The organism is Staphylococcus lugdunensis (assembly GCF_002901705.1).
Taxonomy (GTDB): Bacteria; Bacillota; Bacilli; order Staphylococcales; family Staphylococcaceae; genus Staphylococcus; species Staphylococcus lugdunensis.
On record NZ_PPPV01000016.1, the window covers coordinates 270,698 to 297,296 of the forward strand.

Annotated in this window: 23 protein-coding genes and 1 pseudogene; 12 read left to right on the forward strand and 12 right to left on the reverse strand. The window is 33.8% G+C overall.

Features of this window, described 5'->3' with window-relative positions:
* Window positions 1-155: 155 nt before the first annotated feature.
* A complete protein-coding gene (locus tag CD041_RS08205) occupies window positions 156-542 on the reverse strand; it encodes a GtrA family protein (RefSeq protein ID WP_002478691.1) in 387 nt (128 codons plus the stop codon).
* A gap of 154 nt (window positions 543-696) precedes the next feature.
* Here CD041_RS08205 and CD041_RS08210 point away from each other — a divergent pair, with 154 nt between their 5' ends.
* The 3 genes from CD041_RS08210 to tcaB all read left to right on the forward strand — a co-directional run bounded on the left by CD041_RS08210 (window position 697) and on the right by tcaB (window position 4,033).
* A complete protein-coding gene (locus CD041_RS08210) occupies window positions 697-1,872 on the forward strand; it encodes a glycerate kinase (RefSeq protein WP_070648243.1) in 1,176 nt (391 codons plus the stop codon).
* Between the two features lie 37 nt (window positions 1,873-1,909).
* Window positions 1,910-2,623, forward strand: coding sequence for a hypothetical protein (locus tag CD041_RS08215; protein ID WP_002460313.1), 714 nt, complete (start codon window positions 1,910-1,912; stop codon window positions 2,621-2,623).
* 210 nt (window positions 2,624-2,833) lie between these two features.
* Entirely contained in the window at window positions 2,834-4,033 is a 1,200-nt protein-coding gene (tcaB, locus tag CD041_RS08220) for a putative multidrug effflux MFS transporter TcaB (RefSeq protein WP_103284518.1), read from the forward strand.
* Between the two features lie 200 nt (window positions 4,034-4,233).
* Here tcaB and CD041_RS08225 read toward each other — a convergent pair whose 3' ends face one another.
* Window positions 4,234-4,707: a GyrI-like domain-containing protein gene (locus CD041_RS08225; RefSeq protein ID WP_070648241.1), complete on the reverse strand. Its 474-nt coding sequence runs from the start codon at window positions 4,705-4,707 to the stop codon at window positions 4,234-4,236.
* Window positions 4,708-4,869: 162 nt separating this feature from the next.
* Here CD041_RS08225 and CD041_RS08230 point away from each other — a divergent pair, with 162 nt between their 5' ends.
* Window positions 4,870-5,517, forward strand: coding sequence for a C39 family peptidase (locus CD041_RS08230; protein WP_002478688.1), 648 nt, complete (start codon window positions 4,870-4,872; stop codon window positions 5,515-5,517).
* Between the two features lie 167 nt (window positions 5,518-5,684).
* Here CD041_RS08230 and CD041_RS08235 read toward each other — a convergent pair whose 3' ends face one another.
* Window positions 5,685-6,500, reverse strand: coding sequence for a metallophosphoesterase (locus CD041_RS08235; RefSeq protein WP_002478687.1), 816 nt, complete (start codon window positions 6,498-6,500; stop codon window positions 5,685-5,687).
* Window positions 6,501-6,752: 252 nt separating this feature from the next.
* Here CD041_RS08235 and CD041_RS08240 point away from each other — a divergent pair, with 252 nt between their 5' ends.
* Window positions 6,753-8,111, forward strand: a complete 1,359-nt coding sequence (locus CD041_RS08240) for an amino acid permease (protein WP_002478686.1) — start codon at window positions 6,753-6,755, stop codon at window positions 8,109-8,111.
* 129 nt (window positions 8,112-8,240) lie between these two features.
* Complete coding sequence (locus CD041_RS08245; RefSeq protein ID WP_002460321.1) at window positions 8,241-10,304, forward strand: cation:proton antiporter; 2,064 nt, start codon at window positions 8,241-8,243, stop codon at window positions 10,302-10,304.
* Between the two features lie 59 nt (window positions 10,305-10,363).
* Here the strand turns inward: CD041_RS08245 and CD041_RS08250 are convergent, their stop codons facing one another.
* Both CD041_RS08250 and kimA read right to left on the reverse strand, forming a co-directional pair.
* Window positions 10,364-11,308 carry a hypothetical protein gene (locus CD041_RS08250; protein ID WP_002478684.1) on the reverse strand — a complete coding sequence of 315 codons (945 nt, stop codon included), beginning with the start codon at window positions 11,306-11,308 and terminating at the stop codon, window positions 10,364-10,366.
* A 388-nt stretch (window positions 11,309-11,696) separates the two neighbouring features.
* Window positions 11,697-13,523, reverse strand: a complete 1,827-nt coding sequence (gene kimA / locus CD041_RS08260; RefSeq protein ID WP_002460323.1) for a potassium transporter KimA — start codon at window positions 13,521-13,523, stop codon at window positions 11,697-11,699.
* 281 nt (window positions 13,524-13,804) lie between these two features.
* Between kimA and CD041_RS08265 the strand changes: the two genes are divergently transcribed.
* On the forward strand, window positions 13,805-15,316 hold the full coding sequence (locus CD041_RS08265) for a serine hydrolase domain-containing protein (RefSeq protein WP_062078055.1): 1,512 nt from the start codon (window positions 13,805-13,807) through the stop codon (window positions 15,314-15,316).
* A gap of 111 nt (window positions 15,317-15,427) precedes the next feature.
* Window positions 15,428-16,249 (forward strand): membrane protein insertase YidC, encoded by an 822-nt coding sequence (gene yidC / locus CD041_RS08270; protein ID WP_002492843.1) that lies wholly within the window; start codon window positions 15,428-15,430, stop codon window positions 16,247-16,249.
* Between the two features lie 63 nt (window positions 16,250-16,312).
* Here yidC and CD041_RS08275 read toward each other — a convergent pair whose 3' ends face one another.
* The 4 genes from CD041_RS08275 to CD041_RS08290 all read right to left on the reverse strand — a co-directional run bounded on the left by CD041_RS08275 (window position 16,313) and on the right by CD041_RS08290 (window position 20,324).
* Entirely contained in the window at window positions 16,313-17,164 is an 852-nt protein-coding gene (locus CD041_RS08275; RefSeq protein WP_070648239.1) for an NAD-dependent epimerase/dehydratase family protein, read from the reverse strand.
* Between the two features lie 202 nt (window positions 17,165-17,366).
* A complete protein-coding gene (locus CD041_RS08280) occupies window positions 17,367-17,702 on the reverse strand; it encodes a GNAT family N-acetyltransferase (RefSeq protein WP_225306483.1) in 336 nt (111 codons plus the stop codon).
* Between the two features lie 112 nt (window positions 17,703-17,814).
* Entirely contained in the window at window positions 17,815-18,747 is a 933-nt protein-coding gene (locus CD041_RS08285) for a 2-dehydropantoate 2-reductase (RefSeq protein WP_070648238.1), read from the reverse strand.
* A gap of 182 nt (window positions 18,748-18,929) precedes the next feature.
* Window positions 18,930-20,324 carry an MFS transporter gene (locus tag CD041_RS08290; protein ID WP_002478679.1) on the reverse strand — a complete coding sequence of 465 codons (1,395 nt, stop codon included), beginning with the start codon at window positions 20,322-20,324 and terminating at the stop codon, window positions 18,930-18,932.
* 307 nt (window positions 20,325-20,631) lie between these two features.
* Between CD041_RS08290 and CD041_RS08295 the strand changes: the two genes are divergently transcribed.
* The 4 genes from CD041_RS08295 to lrgB all read left to right on the forward strand — a co-directional run bounded on the left by CD041_RS08295 (window position 20,632) and on the right by lrgB (window position 24,762).
* Window positions 20,632-22,386 carry a sensor histidine kinase gene (locus tag CD041_RS08295; protein WP_002460334.1) on the forward strand — a complete coding sequence of 585 codons (1,755 nt, stop codon included), beginning with the start codon at window positions 20,632-20,634 and terminating at the stop codon, window positions 22,384-22,386.
* Complete coding sequence (locus CD041_RS08300; RefSeq protein ID WP_002460335.1) at window positions 22,387-23,148, forward strand: response regulator transcription factor LytR; 762 nt, start codon at window positions 22,387-22,389, stop codon at window positions 23,146-23,148.
* Between the two features lie 451 nt (window positions 23,149-23,599).
* Complete coding sequence (gene lrgA, locus CD041_RS08305) at window positions 23,600-24,061, forward strand: antiholin-like murein hydrolase modulator LrgA (RefSeq protein WP_002478678.1); 462 nt, start codon at window positions 23,600-23,602, stop codon at window positions 24,059-24,061.
* Window positions 24,061-24,762, forward strand: a complete 702-nt coding sequence (lrgB, locus tag CD041_RS08310) for an antiholin-like protein LrgB (RefSeq protein WP_070648237.1) — start codon at window positions 24,061-24,063, stop codon at window positions 24,760-24,762. Before lrgA ends, lrgB begins: the two co-directional genes overlap by 1 nt.
* Window positions 24,763-25,034: 272 nt before the next feature.
* On the opposite strand, the pseudogene CD041_RS08315 reads toward lrgB, so the two are convergent.
* The 3 genes and pseudogenes from CD041_RS08315 to CD041_RS08325 all read right to left on the reverse strand — a co-directional run.
* Window positions 25,035-25,675 (reverse strand): annotated as a pseudogene (locus CD041_RS08315) (DUF443 family protein).
* Window positions 25,676-25,807: 132 nt separating this feature from the next.
* Complete coding sequence (locus CD041_RS08320) at window positions 25,808-26,119, reverse strand: DUF4176 domain-containing protein (RefSeq protein ID WP_070648236.1); 312 nt, start codon at window positions 26,117-26,119, stop codon at window positions 25,808-25,810.
* Window positions 26,116-26,599, reverse strand: a 484-nt coding sequence (locus CD041_RS08325) for a DUF443 family protein (protein ID WP_258027217.1), incomplete at its 5' end; no start/stop codon positions are given. The genes CD041_RS08320 and CD041_RS08325, both read right to left, overlap by 4 nt.

A 26,599-nucleotide genomic window follows, 5' to 3' on the forward strand; every position in this document is an offset into this window, starting at 1 on the left:
CTAACCACCTTAACATCCTTTATTAAAGCTAGTATGAATGAATTTTAATTGTTTTACAATAATTATTAATTTCGATATTTTTTGTAATAATAACATAACTATTTTATTAGAAGCACCTAAAATTTTAGTTATAATCACATATACTTTATAACACGTTAAAATTTGTCTCTAAGTATCCATTTAGACATAACAAATGTAATCGGTATGGTTATGATTAAACCGGCAAATGGTGCTATTTCTGATGGAAAATGTAGCCAGCGGACAAATATATATAATAACGCCGTTTGCATTCCCATATTGACAACTTGTGTAAACGGAAAACTTAAAAATTTAACTAGTGTCGGTTTAACTTTATAAACAAAATAACAATTTAAATAGTATGAAATAACAAAACTAACTACAAAACCGGTAATGTGGCTCACCATATAGTTTATGTCGAAGACCTTTAACAGTAATAAATAAACAATATAATAGTTTAGCGTATTGATGCCACCTACTATAATAAATCTTAAAATTTCATAATGTGTTGCATTTAATTTCATGATTGATTCCTCATTACCCTTCATCTTCTTTATTAAGACAGCGCCTATATTATCGTTTCTCGTACAAATAATATGCTATTAGTGTATTATTTTTCAAGCTATTTCTACTATAATAATAGTATAGCAATAAATGTCATAGACAAGGAGTGGCTTTATGTCCATAAAACATATTGTTATCGCACCAGATTCATTTAAAGAAAGCATGTCTGCTAAACAAGCAAGCATTGCCATCAAAGAAGGCTTTGAACGTGTTTTTAATAATACTGTTCATTATGAACTCATTCCTATGGCAGACGGTGGCGAAGGAACAACAGCAGCGTTAGTGGAAGCATTAAATGCTGATTGGCGATATATTCGTGTACGAGATCCATTATCACGACCAATTATGGCTGGATATGCCATTACACCGAATAAAGATACAGCAATCATTGAAATGGCAGCAGCTTCTGGACTCCATCTTGTTCAAGCTAGTGAACGTAATCCATTAATAACGTCCACGATTGGTACTGGCGATATCATTCTTGATGCATTGAATCAAGGTGTTAAACGTATCATTCTTGGTATTGGAGGTAGTGCAACAAATGATGGTGGTGCAGGCATGTTAACTGCACTTGGGGTTCAATTTCTCGACAACAATCATCAAATCTTACCACAAGGTGGCGGTGCGCTTGCTCAATTATCGAAAATTGACAGCACAAACCTTGATAAACGTTTAGCAAAAGTAACGTTTAAAGTTGCCTGTGATGTAACTAATCCATTATTGGGATTACAAGGTGCCAGTGTTGTTTATGGTCCACAAAAAGGTGCAACCGAAAAAATGATACCAAAGTTGGATTCCGCCTTGGCAAACTATCATGATAAAATAAAAATAGCTTTAAACAAAGATGTAAAAGATATCCCAGGGGCTGGTGCAGCTGGTGGCTTAGGGACTGGTCTACTTGCCTTTTGCCAAGTCACAATGATGAAAGGCATCGATCTTGTATTAGAAGAAACTCAATTTAAATCTTATGCCGCGCAAGCAAATTTAGTCATTACTGGTGAAGGAAAGATAGATGGACAAACAATTTATGGAAAAACACCTATTGGAGTAGCTAAAGCAGCTAAACAATTTCATTGTCCAGTCATCGCTATTTGTGGCTCATTAGGTGACAACTATGAAGCAGTGTATCATCACGGCATCGATAGTGTCTTTAGCATCATTGAACAGCCTGAGACATTAGATCACTTATTAGAGCATGGATATGATAATATGGTAAAAACTGCTGAAAATATTGCACGCTTGATTAAACTCTCATCGTCTTTTCAGCTCTTAATCAAACAAAACAACTGATTAAGTATTTCCCAGAAAATATTAGAGGTGATGTTACATGAAACGAACAGAAAAATATAGAGACAGTTATGAACAAGATAAAGAATATCAAAATCAACAACAACGTCAGCAACACGCGCGTTATCAACAACAACGTTATACAAACCAACAGCAAGCACAATATCAAAATAACGGAGATAGATATCGTCAACAGCAAGCACGTTATGATGAAAATGGCAATCGTTATTACAATGATCGTGATTTTCGTAGAGAACAACAGTTAGAAGAAGATAATATAAGACAGAAAAAGTCTAAAAAATGGTTATATATTATCATCGCCCTGCTTTTAATTGTCGTTGCCGTGTTTGTGACACTTGCATTTATGGGTGGAGATAGTAATAGCGATAAAGTAAGTAACGATCCCAACGTATCACAGAACTACCAAAAACAAGTCAAAGATAAAGACGATAGTATTACAAGTCAAATTGAAGCGGCTAAAAATGATATCAAAGACAAAGTCAACACAGACAATACGATTCAAAAACTACAACAAGAAATCAATAGCTTAAAACAAAATGAACAAAATAATGCAGATTCAAAATTCACTAAATTTTATCAAGATCAGTTAGATAAATTAAAAAATGCCAACCAAGCACAACAAAACAATGCAGACCAAAGTAAAGTTGAAGGTATGCTTGATGATATCAATACTAAATTTGATAGTCTTAAAGACAAAATAGAAAATTTTATCAATAGTTTTAGTGGGAAATAAGTTACTTATTAAAGTTGAAGACCATTAGGTAACATTTTAATATATAAGCAGGACTGAAATCATTATAATGACGTTAGATTTCAGTCCTGCTCTTTTTCTTTTTTGCTTAATGCGCTATCACAGCTATTTATATTATGGCAAAATGTTGGTATAATTAAAAAATTAAAATATTTAAAATAAAACATGAATTTAACATTCGAGGAGTCTTTTATGTCTCAGTCATTTCGTACGTTTCCTATTACTTTGTTAATCATATTAGGTGTTATTACTGCCTTTGGCCCTATGACCATTGATATGTATGTTCCTTCATTACCTAATGTACAACATCATTTCGGGTCATCCACATCAGAAGTTCAATTAACGCTATCCTTTACTATGATAGGCTTAGCCATTGGTCAATTTTTATTTGGTCCGTTATCAGATGCATTTGGTCGTAAAAAAGTTTTATTAATGATTTTAACGATATTTTTAATTGCTTCATTCGCGGCAACGCTAACGGACCACTTACCTCTATTTTTAATTTTACGTTTTGTTCAAGGCTTAACTGGTGGTGGTGCCATCGTTATAGCCAAAGCTTCAGCTGGTGATAAACTCCATGGCAATGCGTTGGCTAAGTTTTTGGCGGCGCTAATGGGTGTCAATGGAATAATTACAATTATCGCACCATTGATTGGTGGTTGGTCACTTAAACTAGGGTCATGGCATGTCATCTTTATTGTGCTAACAATTGTCACATTTATACTTATTATAGGTGTATTATCGCAAATGCCAGAAACAGCAAAAGATACACATTCCAAATTAAACTTTAGCCACATTTTTTCAGACTTTGGACAACTGTTGCGTAAACCCAAATTTGTCATTCCTATGCTATTACAAGGATTGACATATGTGATGTTATTTAGTTACTCATCTGCATCACCTTTTATTACACAAAAAATATATACACTTACCCCGCAACAATTTAGTCTGATGTTTGCAATTAATGGCATTGGGTTAATAGTTGTCAGTCAAATTGTGGCGACATTAGTTGAATATATCCATAGATACACCTTATTAGTTTATTTAAGTATCATACAAATTATTGGCGTAATTCTAATTGTTATAACTTTAACATATCATCTACCTATATCTGTATTGATGATTTCGTTCTTTATTAATATTTGTCCAGTTTCCTCTATTGGGCCTTTGGGTTTTTCAATGGCAATGGAAGAACGTACTGGTGGTAGTGGCAACGCATCAAGTTTACTAGGTTTATTCCAATTTATTCTTGGCGGCATGATTTCACCACTTGTAGGCTTAGCAGGGCAATTTAATCCAATGCCCTACTTAATTATCATTAGTACTACAGCTGCCGTGTTCATTATTTTACAATTTACTTATTTTAAAATTAATAAGCCGTATATTAAATAAAATATATCAGTTTGGGACATCATTATATTTTAAGCTATGAACTAAGTATTGGCAGTAGTTGACTGGAATGAAAATACACTTATATCAAGCTTGTTTCAATCCTAGTCAACCTTGTCGAAGCGGGACTATGAATTCATAATGAATGCTGTCCCGCTTCTATATTTTTATAACATTACCGTTTCGTTGTTAACTTGCTTACCTTATTCCGACTCTATCGGAAGCCATATTTCAGCTACATAATCATCACTTTCAATATCTCCTGGCAGGTAAAGTTCAAAGAAATTGGCATCTTTGATACGAAAACCTTCGCGTGGCAACAAGTTTACATGAATATGGCGCATTGTGCGTTGTATAGAATCTGGAAAAGATCCACTTGTCGTCACAACTAAATAATCACCTTTGACTAATTGAACCTTTGAATATCCCTCATGCGGTATAGATTGATTTGTGACACCTATTAAATAATCCATTCGCCCGTCTTCGTGTGAAATACACACGCCTAATAAGCCATTTAGTGTGCCATCACTGTGGCGTGCTAATTCTTCATCGATATGTGCACTTATCACATCCTCCCAAAATGATGCAATATGTTTTTGAGCTTGTGTACCACTTCGATAACTTCGATGAAAACCAACAACTTGTATTTCTTCTAGCTGTTCTAATCTATATTGCATAAATCTATCCCCTTTTTATTTTTCTATAATTATTATAGCCACAAAATGAATCATTTAATCTAGTAGTCAAAACTTTTTAATATACGAATTTGGCATTGCGTTATATAATAAGTTGTATTATTTTTGGACAGTGTGTTTACACGTACCGAGGAGAACGATGTCATGAGTAAAACAATCTTAAACGTTAAACCAATCAGCCAACTTTTCCCTTTACCCTTAGTTATGGGATGCGAAGGCGTTTCTGCAGCAATGTTGCTGCAATATAATCATCATACTACGAAAGCCACAGATATTATGAAAAACTGGCCGACACATAAAAATAATCCGTATAAAGGTTATGTTGGTCATCAATTATTTATTAAGTTTGGACATCACCAAACGATTTTTCCTGAAGCGTTTGTCCCACATCTTCAACAATTTGATGCACGCGTCAGCAATGGTACAGGACATGCATTATCCGAACTTGAACAGATTATTGATCAAGGCCAACCTGTCATTATTTATCACACAAGTTTAGGACAAAAGCCATTACACAAAATCTATCATTTCGATCAAAAACCTACGCCGACCGTCGCAAATATTCATGTGACATTATTAATTGGCTACGACGATACCCATTATTACTACATAGATCCATTATGGAGTCACCTAGGTTGGAAAATTGTCTTTCCAGCTATATTACCAAATAAATTTCAAATCATTAAAATTAGTAAACAAAAAATGGCTACGAGTTATAATGCACCTGGTCAAAAATGCATTTATATCAATCCTAACAGTGAACAACCTAATAACCTCTCAAGTAATAGGTAACTTCGAAATGCATATTAAATACAAACAGAGCATGCTCTGTTTGTATTTGTCTATAAGTATTTCATTTATATTCGCTCTCTTATTTTAATTCGTTTTTAGAACCTCTTACCATGTAATTAATGTATGATACTTATCATTTTTAATCATTTAGCAACCTATGTTTCTTGTTAATCATTAATTGTAAAATCCATTAATGCATGATTGACTTCTGATATGATATCATCCGTTCGCCATTGCCGTTGATAGCCAAGACATGGGCAAAGATACGTTATGCCATTTTCTGTCAGTTCTTTTCTAAAATGCACATGCCCCATAATGCTATAACGTACAGGATAATCCTGATAGATACTGTCAATGTCTGTCGTCCCAATATAAGCATTAAAAAAATCAAATAGACGATGTGGTGTCGGAACCATAAATGCAGGGTGAGTCACAATATGCGTTACTATAATAAGTTTTCTTGGTGCTACTTGTGAAGCATGCGCTCGTAATTCATCAGCAAACTGTTTTGATAATTGCCGATCATCCACTGTCCAATCAATACGGACTTTGTCTTGCCAGGTCGCCCCATAATGCTTGCCGCTTTGTAACTGTTCTTCTGAAAAACGTTCATGTGCATAGCTATAATCATACCAAGCCGTTGAGCCTATAATTGCCCAATTGTCATTGATAATATAAGGCTGTGTCATGAGACACTCTGGTTGCTGACGAAAAGATGTGACAATATCAGTTGAGCTATGATCTAATTGATCTGACCAATAGTCATGATTGCCAGGTACAAATAGCACAGGAATATTTATTTGGGCTTTAACTTGAGAGATAAACGCACACGTCATTTGATAATTGTTAGAAATATCTCCGGCTATAATTAATAAATCCAATTGCCGCTTGATGGCACAGTCAACCAAAGCCTGCATGTAACCTTCACTATTTATATAAGTATGTCGATCGATATGTAAATCTGAAATAGTGCCTATTTTCATAAAACTTCCTACTTTGCTTGTTACTTATAATCATTATGTCACAAGCACTACACATTTTAAAATTTTGAAACTTACATATACCTAAAGATAATTGTAATTTCTATAATTAACTGTATAATAAAACCATATTTCATCATAATTACACATAAATATACATTATTATGACCTATAAAAAATATTTGACCTCAAAGTTTAAATAGCATATTTAGCTATGATTTCGACAAGCTTATCGTTTATATGGAGGATGACTTTATGGCACAGCAATTACAAAGAGAATTAAGCAATCGTCATATCCAATTAATAGCCATTGGTGGCGCTATTGGCACTGGTCTCTTTTTAGGTTCAGGCCAAACCATTTCGTTAACTGGCCCTTCCATATTATTGGCATATATGATTATTGGCATGGTGTTATTTGCTTTTATGCGTGCTTTAGGAGAGTTGTTGCTAAGTAATACGCAATACAATTCCTTTGTAGACATTGCCAATGACTTTCTCGGTCCTTTTGGCGGCTTTGTAATTGGATGGACGTATTGGATTAGTTGGATTATTTCCAGCATGTCAGACTTGACAGCTATGGGACAGTATTTTAGCTTTTGGTTTCCCAATTTTCCCCACTGGATTACGGTTTTATCTATCGTATTTATGCTAACTTTATTTAATTTATTAGGGGCGAAATTATTTGGGGAAATCGAGTTTTGGTTCGCGATTATTAAAATTATAACAATTGTCGCCATTATCCTTATAGGTTTGGTGATTATTTTATTTGGAATACACACTTATTATGGACAAGCTTCTTTTACTAATTTGGCACAGTATCAAGGGCTGTTTCCTCATGGTTCATTTGGCTTTTTAATGTCATTTCAAATTGCACTATACTCATTTGTTGGTATCGAATTAATTGGTGTCACTGCTGGGGAAACGAAGCATCCAGAAAAAACGATTCCACAGGCTATCAATAATGTACCTGTTCGCATATTATTATTTTATATTGGTAGTTTACTGATCATCATGTCTGTGATTCCATGGGATAAAATTGGTACAAACAGTAGTCCTTTCGTAACAATGTTTAAATTAATCGGTATTCCATTTGCGGCTGGTATTGTCAATTTCGTTGTGTTAACTGCTGCCGCTTCTGCAACAAATAGTGGCATCTATTCCAATAGTCGTATTTTATTTGGATTGGCTAAAAGAGGCTTAGGCCCTCAACCGTTAACAAAAACAAATCATCATGGTGTTCCTTTTATTGCCATGCTAATATCGTCAGTCATCTTATTAGTAGCCGTATTACTCAATTATATATTTCCTAACGCGATACAATTATTTATCTATGTAACAACGCTATCTACTGTGCTCTTTATAGTGGTATGGTCCATGATTGTTGTGTCTTATATCAAATATGTACGTCAGCATCCCCAACAACATAAACAAAATACATTTAAATTATTAGGCGGACAGTGGATGGCCTATGTTATTTTAGGTGTCTTTGCTTTGATTTTCATTTTATTATTCTTTAGTAAAGAAACAAGAATGGCTCTATTTATCTCACCAATATGGTTTATCTTTTTATTTCTTTTCTATCGGCGTCGCCTTGCAACAAAGATTAAAGAATAAATATCAAAAATATTCATCCCTCAATCACTTTAATATCGTGACTGAGGGATACTTTTTAACACTTCTTTATTTCATTCTAGGTACTTCATGATAAAATAACTATATTATCTATACTAGAAGGAGTGCGTTATGGAATTACTTGAAGCTTTCTTATTATTTATTACTGCAGTGATTATCAGTTCGATTATTTATAATCGCTTTCCTAAAATTCCTGCTGCATTTATACAAATCGCCTTGGGTGTCTGTTTATTCATACTCCCCATTCCGATTCACTTTAAATTTGATTCTGAAGTCTTCATGTTTGCGGTCATTGCACCGTTATTATTTGTTGAAGGCACTCACGTGTCGCGTACAAAGCTGATGGAGTACAAAAAGCCCATCGTCTTAATGGCCATGGCGTTAGTATTCGCAACAGTTATTGGTGTCGGCTATTTTATTCATTGGATTTGGCCTGATTTACCTATGCCAGCAGCTTTTGCTATTGCAGCGATTTTATGTCCGACTGACGCTGTAGCAGTATCCGCTATTACAAAAGGAAAAATGTTACCCAAAGGCTCAATGGCTATCTTAGAAGGCGAATCATTACTCAATGATGCTGCAGGTATCATTTCCTTTAAAATTGCAGTAACAGCCTTAGTTACAGGGTCATTTTCTGCCTTTCATGCCATAGGACAATTTATTGTGTCCACTATTTTAGGTATTTTAATTGGCATTATCATTGGCACTTTGGTAGTTCGTTTACGTATTTATCTTACAGCAAATAAAGGTTTAAAAGATAACAATACATTAACATTTATCCAACTTTTGACACCTTTTGTTGTTTATTTTATTGCCGAAGAACTACATGCATCTGGAATTATTGCCGTCGTCATTGCTGGTCTCATTCATGGCTTAGAGCGTGACCGTCTCATTCGTGCCCAAACGGAATTACAAATGAACTACAACCAGATTTGGACTACACTGAGTTATGCATTAAATGGCTTCGTTTTCGTAGTACTTGGCTTTATCGTTCCTGAAGTTGTGGATGAAATTATTCGCGTAGAGCCAGAAAATATTATGTTTTTAATTGGCATTACGCTTAGTATTGCCGTAGCCATTTATGTTTTTCGTTATATATGGGTGTATATTTGGTTTAAGGACTTTTATGCCCCTAAAAATGTGCAGTCTTATTTGGATGATGACAGTGGTTCTATTCCAACACGTAGTCGTTATGCATTTATCATGACGATGTGCGGTATTCACGGTACCATTTCATTATCAATGGCTTTAACACTTCCAGAATTAGTAGGTCAACAGCAACATTTTGAATATCGTAATGATTTATTATTTATCGCAGCCTTAATGGTGTTAATTAGCCTGATCTTAGCGCAAATTATACTGCCGCTCATCACACCATCAGCACATGAGACAGATTTCCAAGGAATGAGCTATCAATCGGCAAAGATTTTCATTGTACAGCAAGTCATTGACTCTTTTAAAGAAAAGTCAACCTCACAGCCAGACATTGACTATCGACCAATTTTAAACCAATACTTTAATGAATTATCTTTCTTATTAAATATAGAGCCTGATAATAAAAATACAAAGGAATTGCGCCGTTTAGAAGATATTGCAGAAAAAATAGAGACAGAAACGTTAGAACGTTTAATTGCTAAAGGAAGTATCACTAAGCAAGATATTTCGAATTATCGAGGTGTAATTGAATATTCTCAATTTTTTAGAGAAGCATCTTTCATCAAAAAGCTCTCACGCTTTATCAAATTATTCTATCTACGCCTTAAAGCACTTAAAAGCAGTGACAAATCTGAGCGTAATGATATACGTCAAAAATATCAAGATGGCTTTAAGCATGTGCAAAAAATTATGCGTATCGTCAACCATAATATCATCTTAAAAATGCGTGAAGAACAACATAGTGGTAACGTACTTGAAGTAAGCTTGGTCATTAATCGCTATACGAACCTTACTCAAACCTTACGTCAAAGTGCTTCAAAAATAAAAGCACGCCAAAAAAACGAATTAATTGTTAGCAATGAAACCCAACAATCATTAAAATTACAAGCACTATATACACAACGTGACGTACTCGATAAACTGATTGCCAACAATAAAATAACGAATGATATCGCGAAACAAATTCGTGAAAATATCAACTATAATGAAATTGTGTTAGCCAGTGAATCAACACATTAATTGTACAAATATAAAGGTACGACCTCCTTAACTATGGAAGTCGTACCTTTTTAATGAATTTAAGAATCATGTACACCTTGGTCTAATACTTCTTTTTGCTCTTTAATGAATTTCATCATAGATAGATAATTACTGTTACCAAAATCCCTAGAACCACTCATAAATTCAATACCACTTAAATAAGCAACTTGTGGTTCTTTATCACTATTATAATTAAACGGTGAGAAAGTATAGAAAGCAAGTACTGGCACTTGATCTTCTTTCTTTTTCGCTGGTGCTTTAGCGATGACTGATACATTGACTAATGGAATACCAGAATATTTCATTTGTCCTATACCGTAAGACACTGGTTTAGGAGCTACCAATTGATTTAATGTTTTAATGTCTTTCATTTTGTCACCATCTAAAGCTTTTGCAAAATCAGCTGTATAGAATCCTGGTTCGATTGACGCATAAACGAGTTTACCATCTTTATATTTAGTTAAAATCTCAGCATAAAACTCTGGGATATTGCTCTTTCCTATTTTCTTACCACTTGGATCAACATACCAATAGTCAATTTGTTTCAGACCACCTGGATTTTTTATTTCTTTACGTTTAACACCTTTTTTATCTTTAAAGAAGTCATCAACTTCTTTCATAGATGCCCCTTTTGATTCTTTAACATAGTTATAATCTGCAATTTCAACCTTTTTCATAAGTTCTTTATAATCTTTCCAACCTTGCATACCTGTTTTATTTGTTAATGACTTTTCAGTAACAAGTGGATCCAACTTGCCCATGATGTCTACTTTTTCTTTTTTACTTGCTTTCTTTTCTAATTCTTTATATTCTTTTTCTTTGTCAGTCATCTTATCGTCATCTTTAATTTTAACTGTTTCAGTATCTGTTTTAGATGATTTATCCGATTTGGTTGATGACTCTTTGTTATCATTATCATGGTGTGAGCAACCAGCTAATGTAAGTCCTAATGCAAGTAAAATCATAACTATACCTTTACGCATATTTGTTCCTCTTCTCTATTCGTATTTAATACTAGCGTCATACAATTCAAAAACGATGTTATATTTAAATTTTACAATAGTTGACTTACTATTTAAATAACTTTTTTAATATTTTAAGCAAAATAAAAAAGAAATCCGTATAGCACATAAATTTCTATGACATGTTAAAAAAGGAGCGGAACAGAATTCATTATGAATTCGTAGTCCCGCCCCGGCAAGATTGACTCGGATTGAAAAAGCTTGGTATACGCATATTTTCAATCCAGTCAACGACTGCCAATATATGGCATTCATAGCCTAAAACATAATGATGTCCCAGACTTTTTATGCTTTTATTTTTGGATTTATATCCCCGTCTAACCTTTATCATCTGTACAACAGGGTTTAATTATTTTTTTAACTTATACGGAATCGTCGCAAGAATAACATTTTTTTGATAGAATAAATGCATTTTCAAGCGAATACTCGTTTGATTGTGTAAAAAGTTATGCCATGGCTTTTTAGTTACAAATTGAGGTACAACCACGGTGATGACATAGTTCTTATCATTAGCTTTTTTATTAATTTTATCAATAAAGCGTGATATTGGACGTATCACACTACGATATTCTGAACGTAAAATAACCAAACGTATATCTGGAAAATGAGCTTTCCATTTATTTTGCAAACATGTTTCATCTTTATCTCCAAATGACACATGCACAGCAATGACGTCATCTGCAATCATTTGCGCGTAATAAATAGATTTATCAACGGCAGATGTAATACTACTAATCGGTACTAATGCTAAATTTTTATCCACGATTGGCATGTCTTGAATCATCGCATTTGAACGTAATTGTTCGGCAATATCTCTATAATGCATTCGTATTTTTAAGAAGCCAATAACGACGATTGGCAAGAAAATGAGAATTGGCCAAACCTGATTAAATTTCGTAATTAAGAATATCATAAATACGACAAAAGTAATGGTACCACCAACTGCATTCGCAATCAGTTTGACAGCCCATCCTTTTTCTCGACCCTTTATCCATTTAATGACCATACCAAACTGGGCTAATGTAAATGGAATAAATACACCTGTGGCATATAATGGAATGAGATTTTCAGTCTTACCATCAAATAAGATAATTAAAATAATCGCAAGTACTCCTAAGACGATGATAGAGTTAGAATAACCTAATCTATCACCTCTCGCCGTAAACATGACTGGCATATATTTATCTTTAGCCATGCTTGCAGCTAGCATTGGAAAGGCCGTAAAACCTGTATTTGCAGCAAGAACTAGAATCATTACTGTCGTAGCCTGTACAAAATAATATGCCACATTCTGGCCTAATACATGTTTAGCTAATTGTGATAGTACCGTTGTTTCTTCTTGTGGTAAAATGCCATACCAATATGATAAGCCTACGATGCCCACTAATAAGAAGCCCAAAATACTACCCATAGCGATAAGTGTTTTAACTGCGTTATTAGGTCCTGGTTCTTTAAAGTTTGTTACAGCATTAGAAATCGCTTCTACCCCAGTTAATGACGATGCCCCAGAAGAAAATGCTTTTAATAGCAAGAATAAGCTTACTCCTGGCACAGCCGTTCCTACAGCTGATTGCATGTGTGGTTCTGCCTGACCTGTAGCTACTTTAAATGTTCCTATAATAATCATCACAATAAGGCCCACGATAAATAAATACACCGGATAAGATAACACCGTAGCAGATTCTGTTAAACCACGTAAATTTAACAATAAAATAAACAATACTAATAAACATGCAATTAACACTTTATGTGAATAAAGTGTTGGAATTGCAGCAACAAGTGCATCTGCACCTGATGAAATACTTACCGCTACCGTCAATATATAATCGACAAGCAAAGAGCCACCTGCGAGTAAGCCCCATTTTTCTCCCAAATTAGATTTCGATACCATATAGGCACCTCCACCTTTAGGGTAAGCATAAATGATTTGTCTATATGATAGTGTCAATGCTGCTAACAAGATAAGCACTGCAACTGCAATTGGTAAGGTATACCATGCTGCTGCAGCACCTACAATAGACAAGGTAAGCAGAATTTGTTCTGGACCATAAGCCACGGATGACAAGGCATCCGAAGATAAAATCGCTAATGCTTTAAATTTACTAATCTTTTCATTCTTTAATTCTCTATTTCTTTTAGGTTTGCCAATAATTAGTCTTTTAAATTGATTGAACATAACTACTCTTCCTTATTTATTACATTTCGATGGATAAACTATACTCCCATCTCTAAGAAAAGTATACCGCTGTCATAGAAATTTAATAAATATTTTTGCCCAATTTGTTACAAATTGCCATAAATATTTAACTGCTTTACTATTGTTTTTATATTATAAAATAATTGCTAGCAATATATGAAGCCCTTTATTGCGCGTTTTATAATTAAAATTGTTATAATGAGCATATGTTTTAAAATGAGTTGAGTGCAATAATTTAGCAAAATTAGGGGTAAATCACGTTGAAGAAGAAAATATTTGCCTTTTTAGGCGGAACCATCTTTGTGGTCACTATACTTACGATCGCCATGATAATCAATCACCATATTAATCAGAAGAAGACAGAAACGATGTTATCTAAGTCATCACAACATTATATAGATAAAATTATCACAAGTGAAATGGATAGTGGACATATTCCCGGACTGTCTGTGTTGATTATGAAAGATAATAAAGTCTATTTAAATAAAGGATATGGCTATGCAAATACCAGTACTAAGGTAAAAGCCACACCGAAAACACGTTATGAAATTGCTTCAAATACAAAAGCTTTTACAGGCTATGCAATTTTACAATTAGAAAATGAAGGCAAACTGCATCTCTCAGATAAAGTTTCTAAATATGTTCCTGGTTTTTATATGAAATATAAAGATAAGAGAATAGATGATATCACGATAAATCAGTTGATTGCACAAACGAGTGGCATTCCTGGAGATATTACAGATAATGACACCATTACCAGTAAAAATGATAGTCTAAGTGGTATCGTTGATAGCATAAAAGGACGTGAACTCAATAATAAACCAGGTGATCAATTTGAATATTCAAATATGAATTACGACATTTTGGGATTAATTGTGCAAAAGGTCTCAGGCCAATCTTATTCTAGTTACCTTGAAAACCAAATTTTCTCACCACTCAATATGCATCAAACCTATGTTAAAGGTGATACCGAGAAAAAAGGTTCAACAGCTCAAGGTTATGAAATCAAGCATGGCAAAGCCGTAAAAGATAATCCTAAATATAATGTTGGTGATGGCCCAGCCGCTTATATGGTATCTAGTACAAGAGATTTAGAATCATGGATGAGCCGTCAACTTAACCCAACACAAGCCACGCAATCTTTAGTTCAGTCTTCACATAAGCCGAAAGTTAAAACGGCAGACGATAATAAAGCGCCTAGTTATGCAACTGGCTGGTTCGTTGATGACTCAGAAGCAAATACAATTGTATATCATCCTGGTACCCTTGAGAACTTCTCATCGTATATCTTGCTAAATAAAAAGAAAAACTATGGCATTGTTGTGCTGGCCAATGCCTATTCAGATAAAACACCTGACATAGCTGAAGATTTGAACAGTCAAATTTTAAATAACAAAAATTACACAACAATTGAAAATGCAATTAATCAAAGTTCATTAGTTTCTTACGTCATTATCACTTTAAGTCTGTTCATCACAATTGCCATTGCTTTTTACATGTTACGTCGAATAATCAATATCTATCACGGTACATTTGTCATTCATGTTCAATGGAAACTTTTAGGTTACTTTTTAATTATTATGGCTGTCTTTATTAGTCTCATGACAGCTATCTATTTGCTACCAGATTTAGTTATGGGCAACACCAATTGGGACTTTATCATGGTATGGTTACCACTGCATGCCAAACTGGCATTGTGGTCTGTTATGCTCACTATCTTATGCGCTACTATCACATTAGTAACGATGCTATTCTCTAAGAAAAAAAGATAAATTTTATCGTTAAACCTAATTAATTTGAAATAAAAATTAATTAGGTTTAGTTATTTTTTTAATCTTTGTGTTATGCTATGTTTAACAATTATTTGTTGAAGGAGCTTAGCAATGAATAAACATACACGACTCTTATTCTTTAGCTGCATACTGCTACTAGCTGGCTGTAATTATTCAAAAAAACAACATCAAACGGGATTCTTTTTTTATGTATTTGTTAAACCTATCGATTGGCTGTTACACAGCATAGGTCAACTCTTTCATAGCTATGGTATTGCTATTATTCTCATTGTCATCATTATTCGTTCCATTCTGTTACCGCTAATGTTAAATCAAATGAAACAAATGCATACATTACGAGAAAAACGTGCCATCGTACAAGATGAAATAAGTGACATTCAAACACAAATGCGCCAAGCTTCAACGCCAGAGATTCGTAAAGAAGCGAATCAATTGTTGTTAGCTAAATATAAAGAATATGGTATTAGTCCATTTAAAAGTATTTTAGGATCTCTTCCAATCTTTATTCAAATTCCAATCATTTTAGGATTGTTAGCTTGCATTAAGCATCCAACCTCTGATGCATTGGCACAACATCCACATTTTTTATGGTTTAACCTCATGCATCCAGATATTTGGTTGGCATTGTTAGCTGGTTTACTTTACTTCATTCAACCACTGGTCAATGCAATCCATTATCCTAAAGGACAACGCAAAACTTATTATACTATGATGGTGCTTTCTCCTTTATTCATCGTTTATGCTTCGCTGCATTCAGCTGCAGCTATTAGTCTCTATTGGGTTGTTAGTGCTTCATTCTTAATTGTACAAACTCATTTTGGCCATCGTCGATATAAGAAACAAGCTCAGGCGGCAGCAATACAACTTGAAAACTACATCGCCCAACGTGATCAAACATCTTCACAACACTGACATATGTAAAAAGCACGCAAGTCCTCCACCGAAGACGCGCGTGCTTTCTATTATCTCGCTTAATTATTGAATTGGATTCATGCCATCTTTCCATGATTTATATTGTAGCGTGCCACCTTGTGACTTAAATTTCTCATTTGATACGCCACGTTCGAATGGCTCTGAAGGTGTAATATTCACTTTAGGATTAACCTTTAGTTGTTGTTTATACCATTGTGCAAAGTCAGAACCTTTGACCGGTTCATCATCTGCAACATTATAAATACCGTTAGCAAAGTTAATTGCTTGGATAGAAGTTTCTACAGCATCATCTAAATGAACAAATGACGTCACACCATCTGATAATGTTACCTCACCATCAATAAATTGATTATAAATCATGCCATCCTTGCCATACCATGTTCCTGGACCATATAACCAACCAAAGCGTAAAACTACATAATTATCCATACGTGCTGTTTGTTCCTCTAAACCTTCAACACCTTCAACCGTAATTTTACGATCACCAGTAGAATGATCATCTAATGGTGTCTCTTCTGTAGCTAAACCTTCTCCAGGTTCATAAGTAAATGCGATACTTTGGACAATGACTTTTTTCACATGATGTTTTAATGCAGCATCAATTAAATTTTTAGAGCCATCAATACGTACTTTTGTATTTGCTGCCATATCAACCTTTTTCAAATCTGTGATTTGATTAATAATTATTTCGGGTTGAAAGTCAGCAATCGCTGCTTCAATCGTGTCAGCTTTTAATATATCTCCAATGTATGCTTTAACATTTGCAGCTTCTAATCTTTGCTTGCCTTGCTCAGAAGTCGTAAAGCCAGCTACATCGTACCCTTCTTCTAATAGACGTTGCGTTAATTTTGTACCAATTAGTCCTGTCGCACCTGTTACAAATATTTTTACCATATGACGTCACCTCGTCCTTATTTTATCATCGTAGCACTCAACAATATGTTGCAGCATTAAAGTTAACACTGTTACATTTCACATGTGCACATTGTGTTTAAAAACATTTTTTAAAATTAATAATGTAATATGCATACATTAAAGTTGATTTTTAAATAGTAACATATCAAACAGCTGAACTCCATTATCACAAACTGGATAGTCATAATTGGTAATAAAAAACTTTATTAGTTTCAACATACTTAAAACCAAGACTACGATAAAATGATTGTGTTACAGGACTATCACTTGTACCACCATACATTGTCGTACCACGATAGTCAGTAAAATTTTGTTCCATTAAACGTCTATCAAGCCCTTGGCACTGGTAATTGATGTCAACAGCAATATTTTTAATTTCATAGAAATACGTATTTCGCATGGCAATCACTGCAATGGTGATAAACGTTTCTCTCTCTAAATAACCCACGACGTATGAATCATATGGATCATAAAGATAACGCAGTATAGCATATCGTTCAGGATTCTTAGTTATCACTCAATATATCAGTTCTTCCATCGTCTATTCCTTTTGTAAAAAAAGACTGAGCATACACATTATCAATTGGTAATTAATTATAATGCTTGGTCTCAGTCTTTCATTAGTGATTTTATTTCGCTTGTCGTTGGCTCTCTTTAGCATGGATTAAGTTCGTTACAAATTGGTTCACAGGTGCATCGATACCATGTTCCTGTCCTAATCGTGCAACCGCCCCATTGATGTAATCTATTTCTGTAAGACGTTGATTATTGATTAAATCTTGATACATCGAAGGAAAATGTGGTCCTACTTTATGGTTTAAATCCACTAAGTAGTCATAAATATCATCTACGTTTAAATGTACCCCGTCAATGGTTGCCACTGCTAATATTTCTTGCGTTAATTTATAGACTAAATTTAGTGCATATTCACTCGCATTTAATGTTGACAAACGACATTCTAAGACTGTACATAATGCATTTGCTGTTCCATTTACGCAAATCTTTTTCCAAATCGATTGTTGTAAATTTTCGCTTTTCAATGGATTTAATCCTGAATGTTTCAAAATATCAAAAACAATATCGACATTTGCCTGTCCTTCAGGTATTAATGCGCCAATTTCAACTGGTCCAGCACCCATTAAATGTGTATGTCCTGGTGATTCAAGGCCTGCTGTCCACACCGTCACACCACGTACAATGCGTGCTTCATCTACATAATTAACGATGACATCTTCATGTTTTAATCCGTTCATCGTACAAACCATAATCGTTTGTTCATGAATATGTGGCTTAATCTGTTCTAACATGTCACTTAGTTGCATTGATTTAGTAAATAGAAAGATGACATCATACTGATCACCTTTAGGAATTTCTGTATCGTGATACATTGGGATATTTAAATGATTTGCTTCCCCATTAATATCGATATGTAAACCATCTTGTTTGACAGCTTGCGCTTGTGGTTCCCAGCCGTCAATAAATGTCACATCATAATTTTGTTTATACATCATAGCGCCAAAGCCACTACCTAAAGCACCAGATCCTGCAATTGCTATCTTCATGTTTGTATGCTCCTTCTTTCACCTTAATTAATTTTAAAATACTACTTAACTATGTTAGCGTCAACAACATTAACATAATATTCTTAATTTTTAGATAAAATGGACTAAAAATTTTGAGACAACACTTATTTTATAAGTCGTTGCCTCAATGATGTTCATAAAAATGCTCCATACTAATATTTTTACGGTGTCATATTGGTGCGTTTTGGTACAAGTAATAAGATCATAAAGAATGCTAATACTGCAATTCCAGCGTTAAAGAGCACACCTGCAGCACCGCCCCACTGTAAATTCATTGCTGATGCAAATAAGCCATAAATTGTGCTGGACATAGCAACACCAAAGGCATTCCCTAATGACGATGCCATTTTGTAGACGCCAGAAGCGACTCCTACTTTCTCATCCGGTGCTTCGGCAACTGCCGTATCAGTTGATGGTGTCGCATACATTCCAAGTCCAGTACCAAAAAGCAGATACCCTACAACGCTAGAAATGATATACCATATATCTGGCAGGAACGTTAATGACAGTAATAATAAACCTATAAATGTAAACGCACTGCCAAATAACAATGGTCGTTTAGCACCTTGTGCTTGTAAAATCTTTTCTCCTACACGAATCATGATTAATACTGATATTAAATAAGTAATAGAAATCATACCAGCTTGTCCTGATGTAAAGCCTAATTTTTGTTGATAAAACGTATTAATAACTACAATCGTACCACCAGCAACGCCATTTAACATAAAGTTTGATACTGTAGCACCACTATATCCTTTATTTCTGAATAAATGAAAATCTACCAATGGATTATCAGCTTTATTTTCATAGATAAGAAAAGCAAAGCCCGCTATAAAGAACACAACAAATAATGTGAGAATCATTGGTGAGAATAGTCCTTTATCTGATGCTTGCGTCACTACAACATTGACACTTAACAATGTGATCACTAATAAAATTAGTCCAATAACGTCAAATTTTTTAACTTCTGAGCCAGTTGTTTCAGCTTTCGTTTCCGGTGTATGTTTAATTAAAAAGAATGCAACAAATGACAGCGCTATTGAAATAATAAATATCCAGTGCCATCCAATTGTAGATGCGACCCAACCGCCAAATAAAGAACAAATACCACTGCCTCCCCATGATCCAATAGACCAATAGCTTAATGCACGTTGGCGTTCTTTACCTAAAAAGTATGTGTTAACAATAGCCAGTGTTGCAGGCATGATACATGCTCCAGCAAGTCCTTGTAAAGCACGTCCTGTAATAAGTAGCCAAGGAAATGGTGCAATAATAATTAATAATGAACCCACGATATTTAATGCTAGCCCTAAATAGGTCATCTTGACACGGCCAAACTTATCAGCGATGTCTCCAGCACCTACGACAAACAAGCCAGCAAACAGGGAAGTTAAACTAACAGCAATGTTAATTGTCCCTATATTGGCATTAAATGAAGACTGCAGCGCTGGTATAACACTCACTACTGATTGCGCAAACAACCAAAACGTGAGGACCCCAATAATAATACCTGCTAGCAGTCGATTATCTCCCCTAAATTCTTGTGAAGTGTTCATAATAAAAAATTGCCTCCTAAAATTTCAAACTGAGATGAATGATTGTATATTGAAAACGTTATCATATCTAAAGCTTAAATGGAATTACATACTTAATTATATTATAAAAGCATGTTAACTATTATTTCTCTAAATAGTCGGAATATATGTTTATAGATAAATATTTTACTCTATTCATTTTCAATTTTCCACAGTTAACAAAACAATGACTGTTTAACACATGAGCATAAAAACCTGTTAAAATACTGTTATATAACACTTTTCAGTTATTTAGAAGTGGAAAATATTTTTTTGGGAGTATGGCACAATGTTCAACCTTTTTATTTTATTATTAGAACGTGTAGGGCTCATTATTATCATTGCTTATTTATTGATGAACACAAGTCATTTTAAAACAATGATGGGAGAGCGAGAAAAATGGCGTTCACAGTGGCAATTGTTAATTATTTTTGGCCTGTTTGCGATTACTTCAAATTTTACAGGCATTGAAATTAAAGATGGTCAAATTATTTCAAGCAATATTTATTATCATTTAAATTCTGAAGCTTCCATGGCAAATACACGCGTGTTAACGATAGGTGCATCCGGATTAATTGGGGGTCCATATGTTGCCCTTTTTGTAGGTATCATATCCGGTTTATCACGCATGTATATCGGAGGCGCGGATGCCTACACCTATTTAATTTCATCTATTATTATAGGTTTAACATCAGGGTTTATCGGACATTTAGCCATTAAAAATCATCGTTATCCAACGGTTCTGCAAGGGGCAGTTATCGGTATTATCAATGAAGCGATTCAAATGCTATGTATATTAATATTTTCAGAAGATACCACTGCTGCTATTGAACTCGTACAATTAATATCTTTACCCATGATTTTAATTAATAGTATTGGCACCGCAATTTTCTTAAGTATTATTTTATCCACATTGAAACAAGAAGAACAAGCACGTGCCGTTCAAACTCACGATGTATTACAAATAGCTAATGAAACACTGCCTTATTTTAGAGCAGGGCTTAATGAAGCTTCTGCTAAACGTGTGGCAGAGGTGATTTTACCGCTTATGAATGTCTCTGCCGTAGCAATCACTAATAAAAAAGATATCTTAACACATGTGGGCGCAGGAAGTGATCATCATATTGCCAAAAAAGAAATCATTACAAATTTGTCCAAAGAAGTGATTAGAAGTGGACAATTAAAAGAAGCCGAATCTAAAGAAGGCATTGGTTGCAATCATGACAATTGTCCACTTGAAGCCGCAATTGTTATTCCACTTTATACCAATCATAATGTCGTTGGCACATTAAAATTCTACTTTAAAGACAAACACGATGTTACAAATTCGACAAAGCAGTTAGCACGAGGCTTAGCCGAGATTTTTTCAAGTCAGTTAGAACTGGGTAAAGCAGAAACACAAAGTAAATTATTACGTGATGCAGAAATTAAATCATTACAAGCGCAAGTTAATCCGCATTTCTTTTTCAATGCTATCAATACAATATCAGCATTAGTACGCATTGATAGTGAAAAAGCACGTAAATTACTGTTACAACTAAGCCAATTCTTTCGTTCAAATTTACAAGGTGCGCGCAATAATACCATCACATTAGAAAAGGAATTGCAACAAGTTGAAGCATATTTGTCACTCGAACAAGCGCGTTTTCCTAATCGATTTCATATCGATTATCACATCGATAAACAATACCACCACATTTTGATACCGCCATTTATTATTCAAATATTAGTGGAGAATGCGATTAAACATGCGTTTAAAAATAGAAAAGCAAATAATCATATTACCGTCACTGCTAGTCAACACGACGATGCGATTCAATTAACTGTAACTGACAATGGTCAAGGTATTCCAAAAGAACGCATACCATTGTTAGGTCAAATAAGCGTCAACTCTGAAACAGGCACTGGCAGTGGTTTAGAAAATTTAAATCGTCGATTAATCGGCTTATATGGCCCAACTTCACAACTCTCTATTACTTCTACAAATAAAGGAACTCGTGTCAGTTGTATGATTCCTTATCATGAACAAAAGGAGGATATTTAAGTGAACATATTAATCGTAGATGATGAACCTTTAGCACGTAATGAATTACATTATTTATTAGATAATATTCCAACAGTAAAACATGTGGAAGAAGCTGAAAATATATCAGAGACTTTAGAACATTTACTATATGCGTCTTTTGATGCTGTTTTTTTAGATATTAATCTCATGGACGAAAGTGGTATTGATCTTGCAGAAAAAATAAAAAAGATGCAACATGCACCTTACATTATTTTTGCAACGGCTCATGACACCTTTGCAGTTAAAGCCTTTGAGTTAAATGCTACAGACTATATATTAAAACCATTCGAGCAACAACGCATTGAACAGACGATAGAAAAAATTGCCCGCACCAAACAGTATGTAAATTCAGCGGCAGATCAAAATAAATTAGAACCACAAAATCATCAAAATATAAACACGCATACGAAGCAAACCGTACTGCCGATTGAGGTGGATGAACGCATTCATGTGCTTAATGTAGAAGATATTGTAGCCGTAACCGTCAATAATGGCATTACAACCATTCATTCAGTAAACCAAGATTACCAAACTTCTGAAAAGCTCAATTATTATGAAAAGAAATTACCCACAACACAATTTCTTAAAATACATCGTTCAACCATTATTAATAAAGTGCATATTAAGACTGTAGAACATTGGTTTAATTATACCTATCAACTTACCATGACGTCTGATATCAAGCTACAAGTTAGCCGATCATATATGAAAACATTTAAACAAGAAATAGGTATAGATTAAAGCATAAATCTAACACACGAATCAAATGCAAGACGCTGATTCGTGTTTTTTCTTATTTACAGGATTAATTTAGTTAATATTTTTACATTGTTTTAGTGAAGATTTACAGTCTATGAACAGGATAAGACATAAATTCCAAAATAATTGCACAAAGATGATTAGAAATTAAAAATCCTCTTTGTGCTTCTTTTATATACAATACTTTTTTGATTGGCAGGTATACCAGTGGACTCTATCACGTTGAAATGCACTTCACTTTGTTGGGTCCACCCCACCTTGCGTTGTCCGTAGAAATGCGTTTTGCATTTCTTTTTGCTGGGCCCCTGCATCTGGGGTGTGTTTTTTTGTATGTGGGGGTGTGTTTTTTGTATGTCGGGGATGTTTTTGTCACAGTGAAGCGTTTTCATATTAAAATGTGATCAAGATTAATAACCAGGGGGAAATTGATATTATGGCAAATGAAAATGTGAATAAAGCAAAGGCTCATAGTCAGTCTGTTGTGTCTAAAACGTATAACTTTTTCCAGCAAGCATTAACAATAGCAGTGATTTTACTTATTTCGAAAATCATTGAAAGTTTTATACCGTTTCCAATGCCAGCTTCAGTAATAGGGCTAGTATTACTGTTTATTGCATTGTGTACTGGTATTGTGAAGCTGGGACAAGTTGAAAGTGTTGGTACAGCGTTAACGAATAACATCAGTTTCTTATTCGTACCTGCAGGTGTTTCAGTTATTAATTCTTTACCAATTTTAAGCAAAAATCCAATTCTAATTATCTTATTAATTATTATTTCAACATTACTATTACTTGTATGCGTTGGTTTTGCATCGCAATTCTTGGTAACAAAATCATTGTTCCCAACGGCTGAACAAAATGAAAAATCTAGACATGTTGAGGGGGATAATCACTAATGATTGAACATTTAGGAATCAATACACCTTATTTTGGAATATTAGTTTCATTAATACCATTTGTAATCGCACAATATTTTTATAAAAAGACAAATGGTTTCTTCTTACTAGCACCGTTATTTGTAGCCATGGTTGCTGGCATAGCTTTCTTAAAGCTAACAGGCATAAGCTATGCTCAGTACAAAGTCGGTGGAGATATTATATACTTCTTCTTAGAACCAGCAACAATTAGCTTCGCCATTCCACTATACAAAAAACGTGATGTCTTAAAAAAATATTGGTTACAAATTTTTGGTGGAATCACTCTAGGTACACTTGCTGCATTGATTTTAATTTACTTAGTCTCTACATTATTCCAATTAGGAAATACTGTAAGTGCTTCTATGCTTCCACAAGCAGCTACAACAGCGATTGCATTGCCAATATCAACAGGTATTGGTGGTGTCAAAGAACTTACATCATTAGCGGTTATTCTTAATGCGGTGGTTATCTCTGCCTTAGGTACTAAAATTGTCAAATGGTTTAAAATCTCCAATCCAATTGCACGCGGTTTAGCATTAGGCACAAGCGGACATACACTAGGTGTTGCAGCAGCCAAAGATTTAGGTGAAACAGAAGAATCTATGGGCAGTATTGCCGTCGTTATCGTTGGGGTCATTATAGTAGCAATTGTTCCACCGCTAGCTTCTATTTTATTCTAAACAAAAACTCATAAACGGTTGATTCAATATAGCAGAAATGGGAGCGGGACTATGAATTCATAGTCCCGCTCCAAAAGATTGACTAGGATTAAAAAAGCAATGTATCAGCGTATTTTCAATTTTTTCAACTACTGCCAATATAAAGTTCATAACCTAAAACGTAATGATATGCTCCTACCAAAGCAAATATTGAAAAAATGAAAACTTTGAAGTGTGTTTTTTATAATCTTATTTATTAAGTGTTCCTAATTCTATGGCACTATTTTTGTGGTTCAACCATGGCAATTCATTTCTTTGTTTTTTAATATGATATGAACTTTTTTATCCATAATCGCAAACATATTGATAAAAAAGAAACCTGCTATTATACCTATCCATGCAATAAACATAAATATATTATATAAGTGATCTATTGTAAGCATCTCCATAGTCACCCATGAAATTCCTCCAAGTAAAAGATAAGAAAATAGTGTAAAACCAAAATTTTTTAATGTTGGTATGAGTATAATTTTTGATTTAGTTTTATTTCTCTTATATATATCTAGTGTTACTTTTTTATTGATGTATAAGAAAAAGATAAATATACCTAAAAATCCAATAACACAACTCAATATAGCCACACTTTCTTGCACTTGAACATTAAATACGTCGATATATTTCCTAAATAGTACGTTTGAAATTATAATAATCCCACACCTATACTTGATCCACTATTTTTGACAGGTTTCACGATATCTAAATTGTTATATTCTTCTTCACTCAATTTGGCATATTTTTTTGGGACAAACCAATTAATCATTGGAAATAGAAATGTAATCCAGTGACTGATGGTATCAACCATAAAATAGTCATTATTGTATTTTATAATTCGATATTTGGGATTCATATTTATAATTTTTGATTCACATAGCACGTTAATCACTTCCATTTTATTGAAACAATAGTGTCTAATAACCGACATCTTTATTTTTTTCTTTTGGTTAAAAATAGCTAATGAAAATTGATATGTTTCATCAGCTATTTTATAAAATTCACAACTATAGCTTTATTCTAAACCAAATTGTTTTTCTTCTACTTCTCCACGAGTTATATCATCGCTTAATTCATTTAGCATTTCTTGATACAACTCTTGAAATCTTATTTCATCATCATCTGAGTATCCTTCAAATATAACGCGATCGACATTTTCAGTATTAAAATAATATATTTGATTTTCCACTAAACCTAATGGATATTTACAAGCAGAATAGTCAAACATTATTTTTTTATCGTCTTGTTCTATAATTGGACCTCGATTCAATATCATCATTTTTTGTGATCCACCTTTTAAATAGACAATGCTACCTATTGTAATCATATCTTCACCTCTTTGTTTTTTAATATGACATGTACTTTTTTATCCATAATCGCAAACATATTGAAAAAAAAGAAAAGTGCTATACTTCCTATCCATATAATAAATATAAATATATTATATAAGTTTTCTACTGTTAAACCATATAAAATCATCCATACAAATCCTCCCAAAAAAATATAAGAAAATAATGTAAAACCAATATTTTTTAATGTGGGTATGAGTATAATTTTTGAATGGGTTTTATTTATCTTATATATATCGAGCGTTACTTTTTTATTAATATATAAGAAAAAGATAAATACACATAAAAATCCAATGATACAACTTATAACAGCTATGCTTTGTTGCACCTGAACATCAAATATAAAGATATATTTTCTAAATAGTACGTTGATTAATATAGCAATACCCAGCCCTATACTTGTCCCACTATTTTTGACAGGTTTCACGATATCTAAATTGTTATATTCTTCTTCACTC

What these genes read in the sequence shown, in the direction of transcription:
- CD041_RS08205 (WP_002478691.1), bottom strand. Translation starts at nt 542, where the DNA reads ATGAAATTAAATGCAACACATTATGAAATTTTAAGATTTATTATAGTA.
- CD041_RS08210 (WP_070648243.1), top strand. Translation starts at nt 697, where the DNA reads ATGTCCATAAAACATATTGTTATCGCACCAGATTCATTTAAAGAAAGC.
- CD041_RS08215 (WP_002460313.1), top strand. Translation starts at nt 1,910, where the DNA reads ATGAAACGAACAGAAAAATATAGAGACAGTTATGAACAAGATAAAGAA.
- tcaB (WP_103284518.1), top strand. Translation starts at nt 2,834, where the DNA reads ATGTCTCAGTCATTTCGTACGTTTCCTATTACTTTGTTAATCATATTA.
- CD041_RS08225 (WP_070648241.1), bottom strand. Translation starts at nt 4,707, where the DNA reads ATGCAATATAGATTAGAACAGCTAGAAGAAATACAAGTTGTTGGTTTT.
- CD041_RS08230 (WP_002478688.1), top strand. Translation starts at nt 4,870, where the DNA reads ATGAGTAAAACAATCTTAAACGTTAAACCAATCAGCCAACTTTTCCCT.
- CD041_RS08235 (WP_002478687.1), bottom strand. Translation starts at nt 6,500, where the DNA reads ATGAAAATAGGCACTATTTCAGATTTACATATCGATCGACATACTTAT.
- CD041_RS08240 (WP_002478686.1), top strand. Translation starts at nt 6,753, where the DNA reads ATGGCACAGCAATTACAAAGAGAATTAAGCAATCGTCATATCCAATTA.
- CD041_RS08245 (WP_002460321.1), top strand. Translation starts at nt 8,241, where the DNA reads ATGGAATTACTTGAAGCTTTCTTATTATTTATTACTGCAGTGATTATC.
- CD041_RS08250 (WP_002478684.1), bottom strand. Translation starts at nt 11,308, where the DNA reads ATGCGTAAAGGTATAGTTATGATTTTACTTGCATTAGGACTTACATTA.
- kimA (WP_002460323.1), bottom strand. Translation starts at nt 13,523, where the DNA reads ATGTTCAATCAATTTAAAAGACTAATTATTGGCAAACCTAAAAGAAAT.
- yidC (WP_002492843.1), top strand. Translation starts at nt 15,428, where the DNA reads ATGAATAAACATACACGACTCTTATTCTTTAGCTGCATACTGCTACTA.
- CD041_RS08275 (WP_070648239.1), bottom strand. Translation starts at nt 17,164, where the DNA reads ATGGTAAAAATATTTGTAACAGGTGCGACAGGACTAATTGGTACAAAA.
- CD041_RS08285 (WP_070648238.1), bottom strand. Translation starts at nt 18,747, where the DNA reads ATGAAGATAGCAATTGCAGGATCTGGTGCTTTAGGTAGTGGCTTTGGC.
- CD041_RS08290 (WP_002478679.1), bottom strand. Translation starts at nt 20,324, where the DNA reads ATGAACACTTCACAAGAATTTAGGGGAGATAATCGACTGCTAGCAGGT.
- CD041_RS08295 (WP_002460334.1), top strand. Translation starts at nt 20,632, where the DNA reads ATGTTCAACCTTTTTATTTTATTATTAGAACGTGTAGGGCTCATTATT.
- lrgA (WP_002478678.1), top strand. Translation starts at nt 23,600, where the DNA reads ATGGCAAATGAAAATGTGAATAAAGCAAAGGCTCATAGTCAGTCTGTT.
- lrgB (WP_070648237.1), top strand. Translation starts at nt 24,061, where the DNA reads ATGATTGAACATTTAGGAATCAATACACCTTATTTTGGAATATTAGTT.
- CD041_RS08320 (WP_070648236.1), bottom strand. Translation starts at nt 26,119, where the DNA reads ATGATTACAATAGGTAGCATTGTCTATTTAAAAGGTGGATCACAAAAA.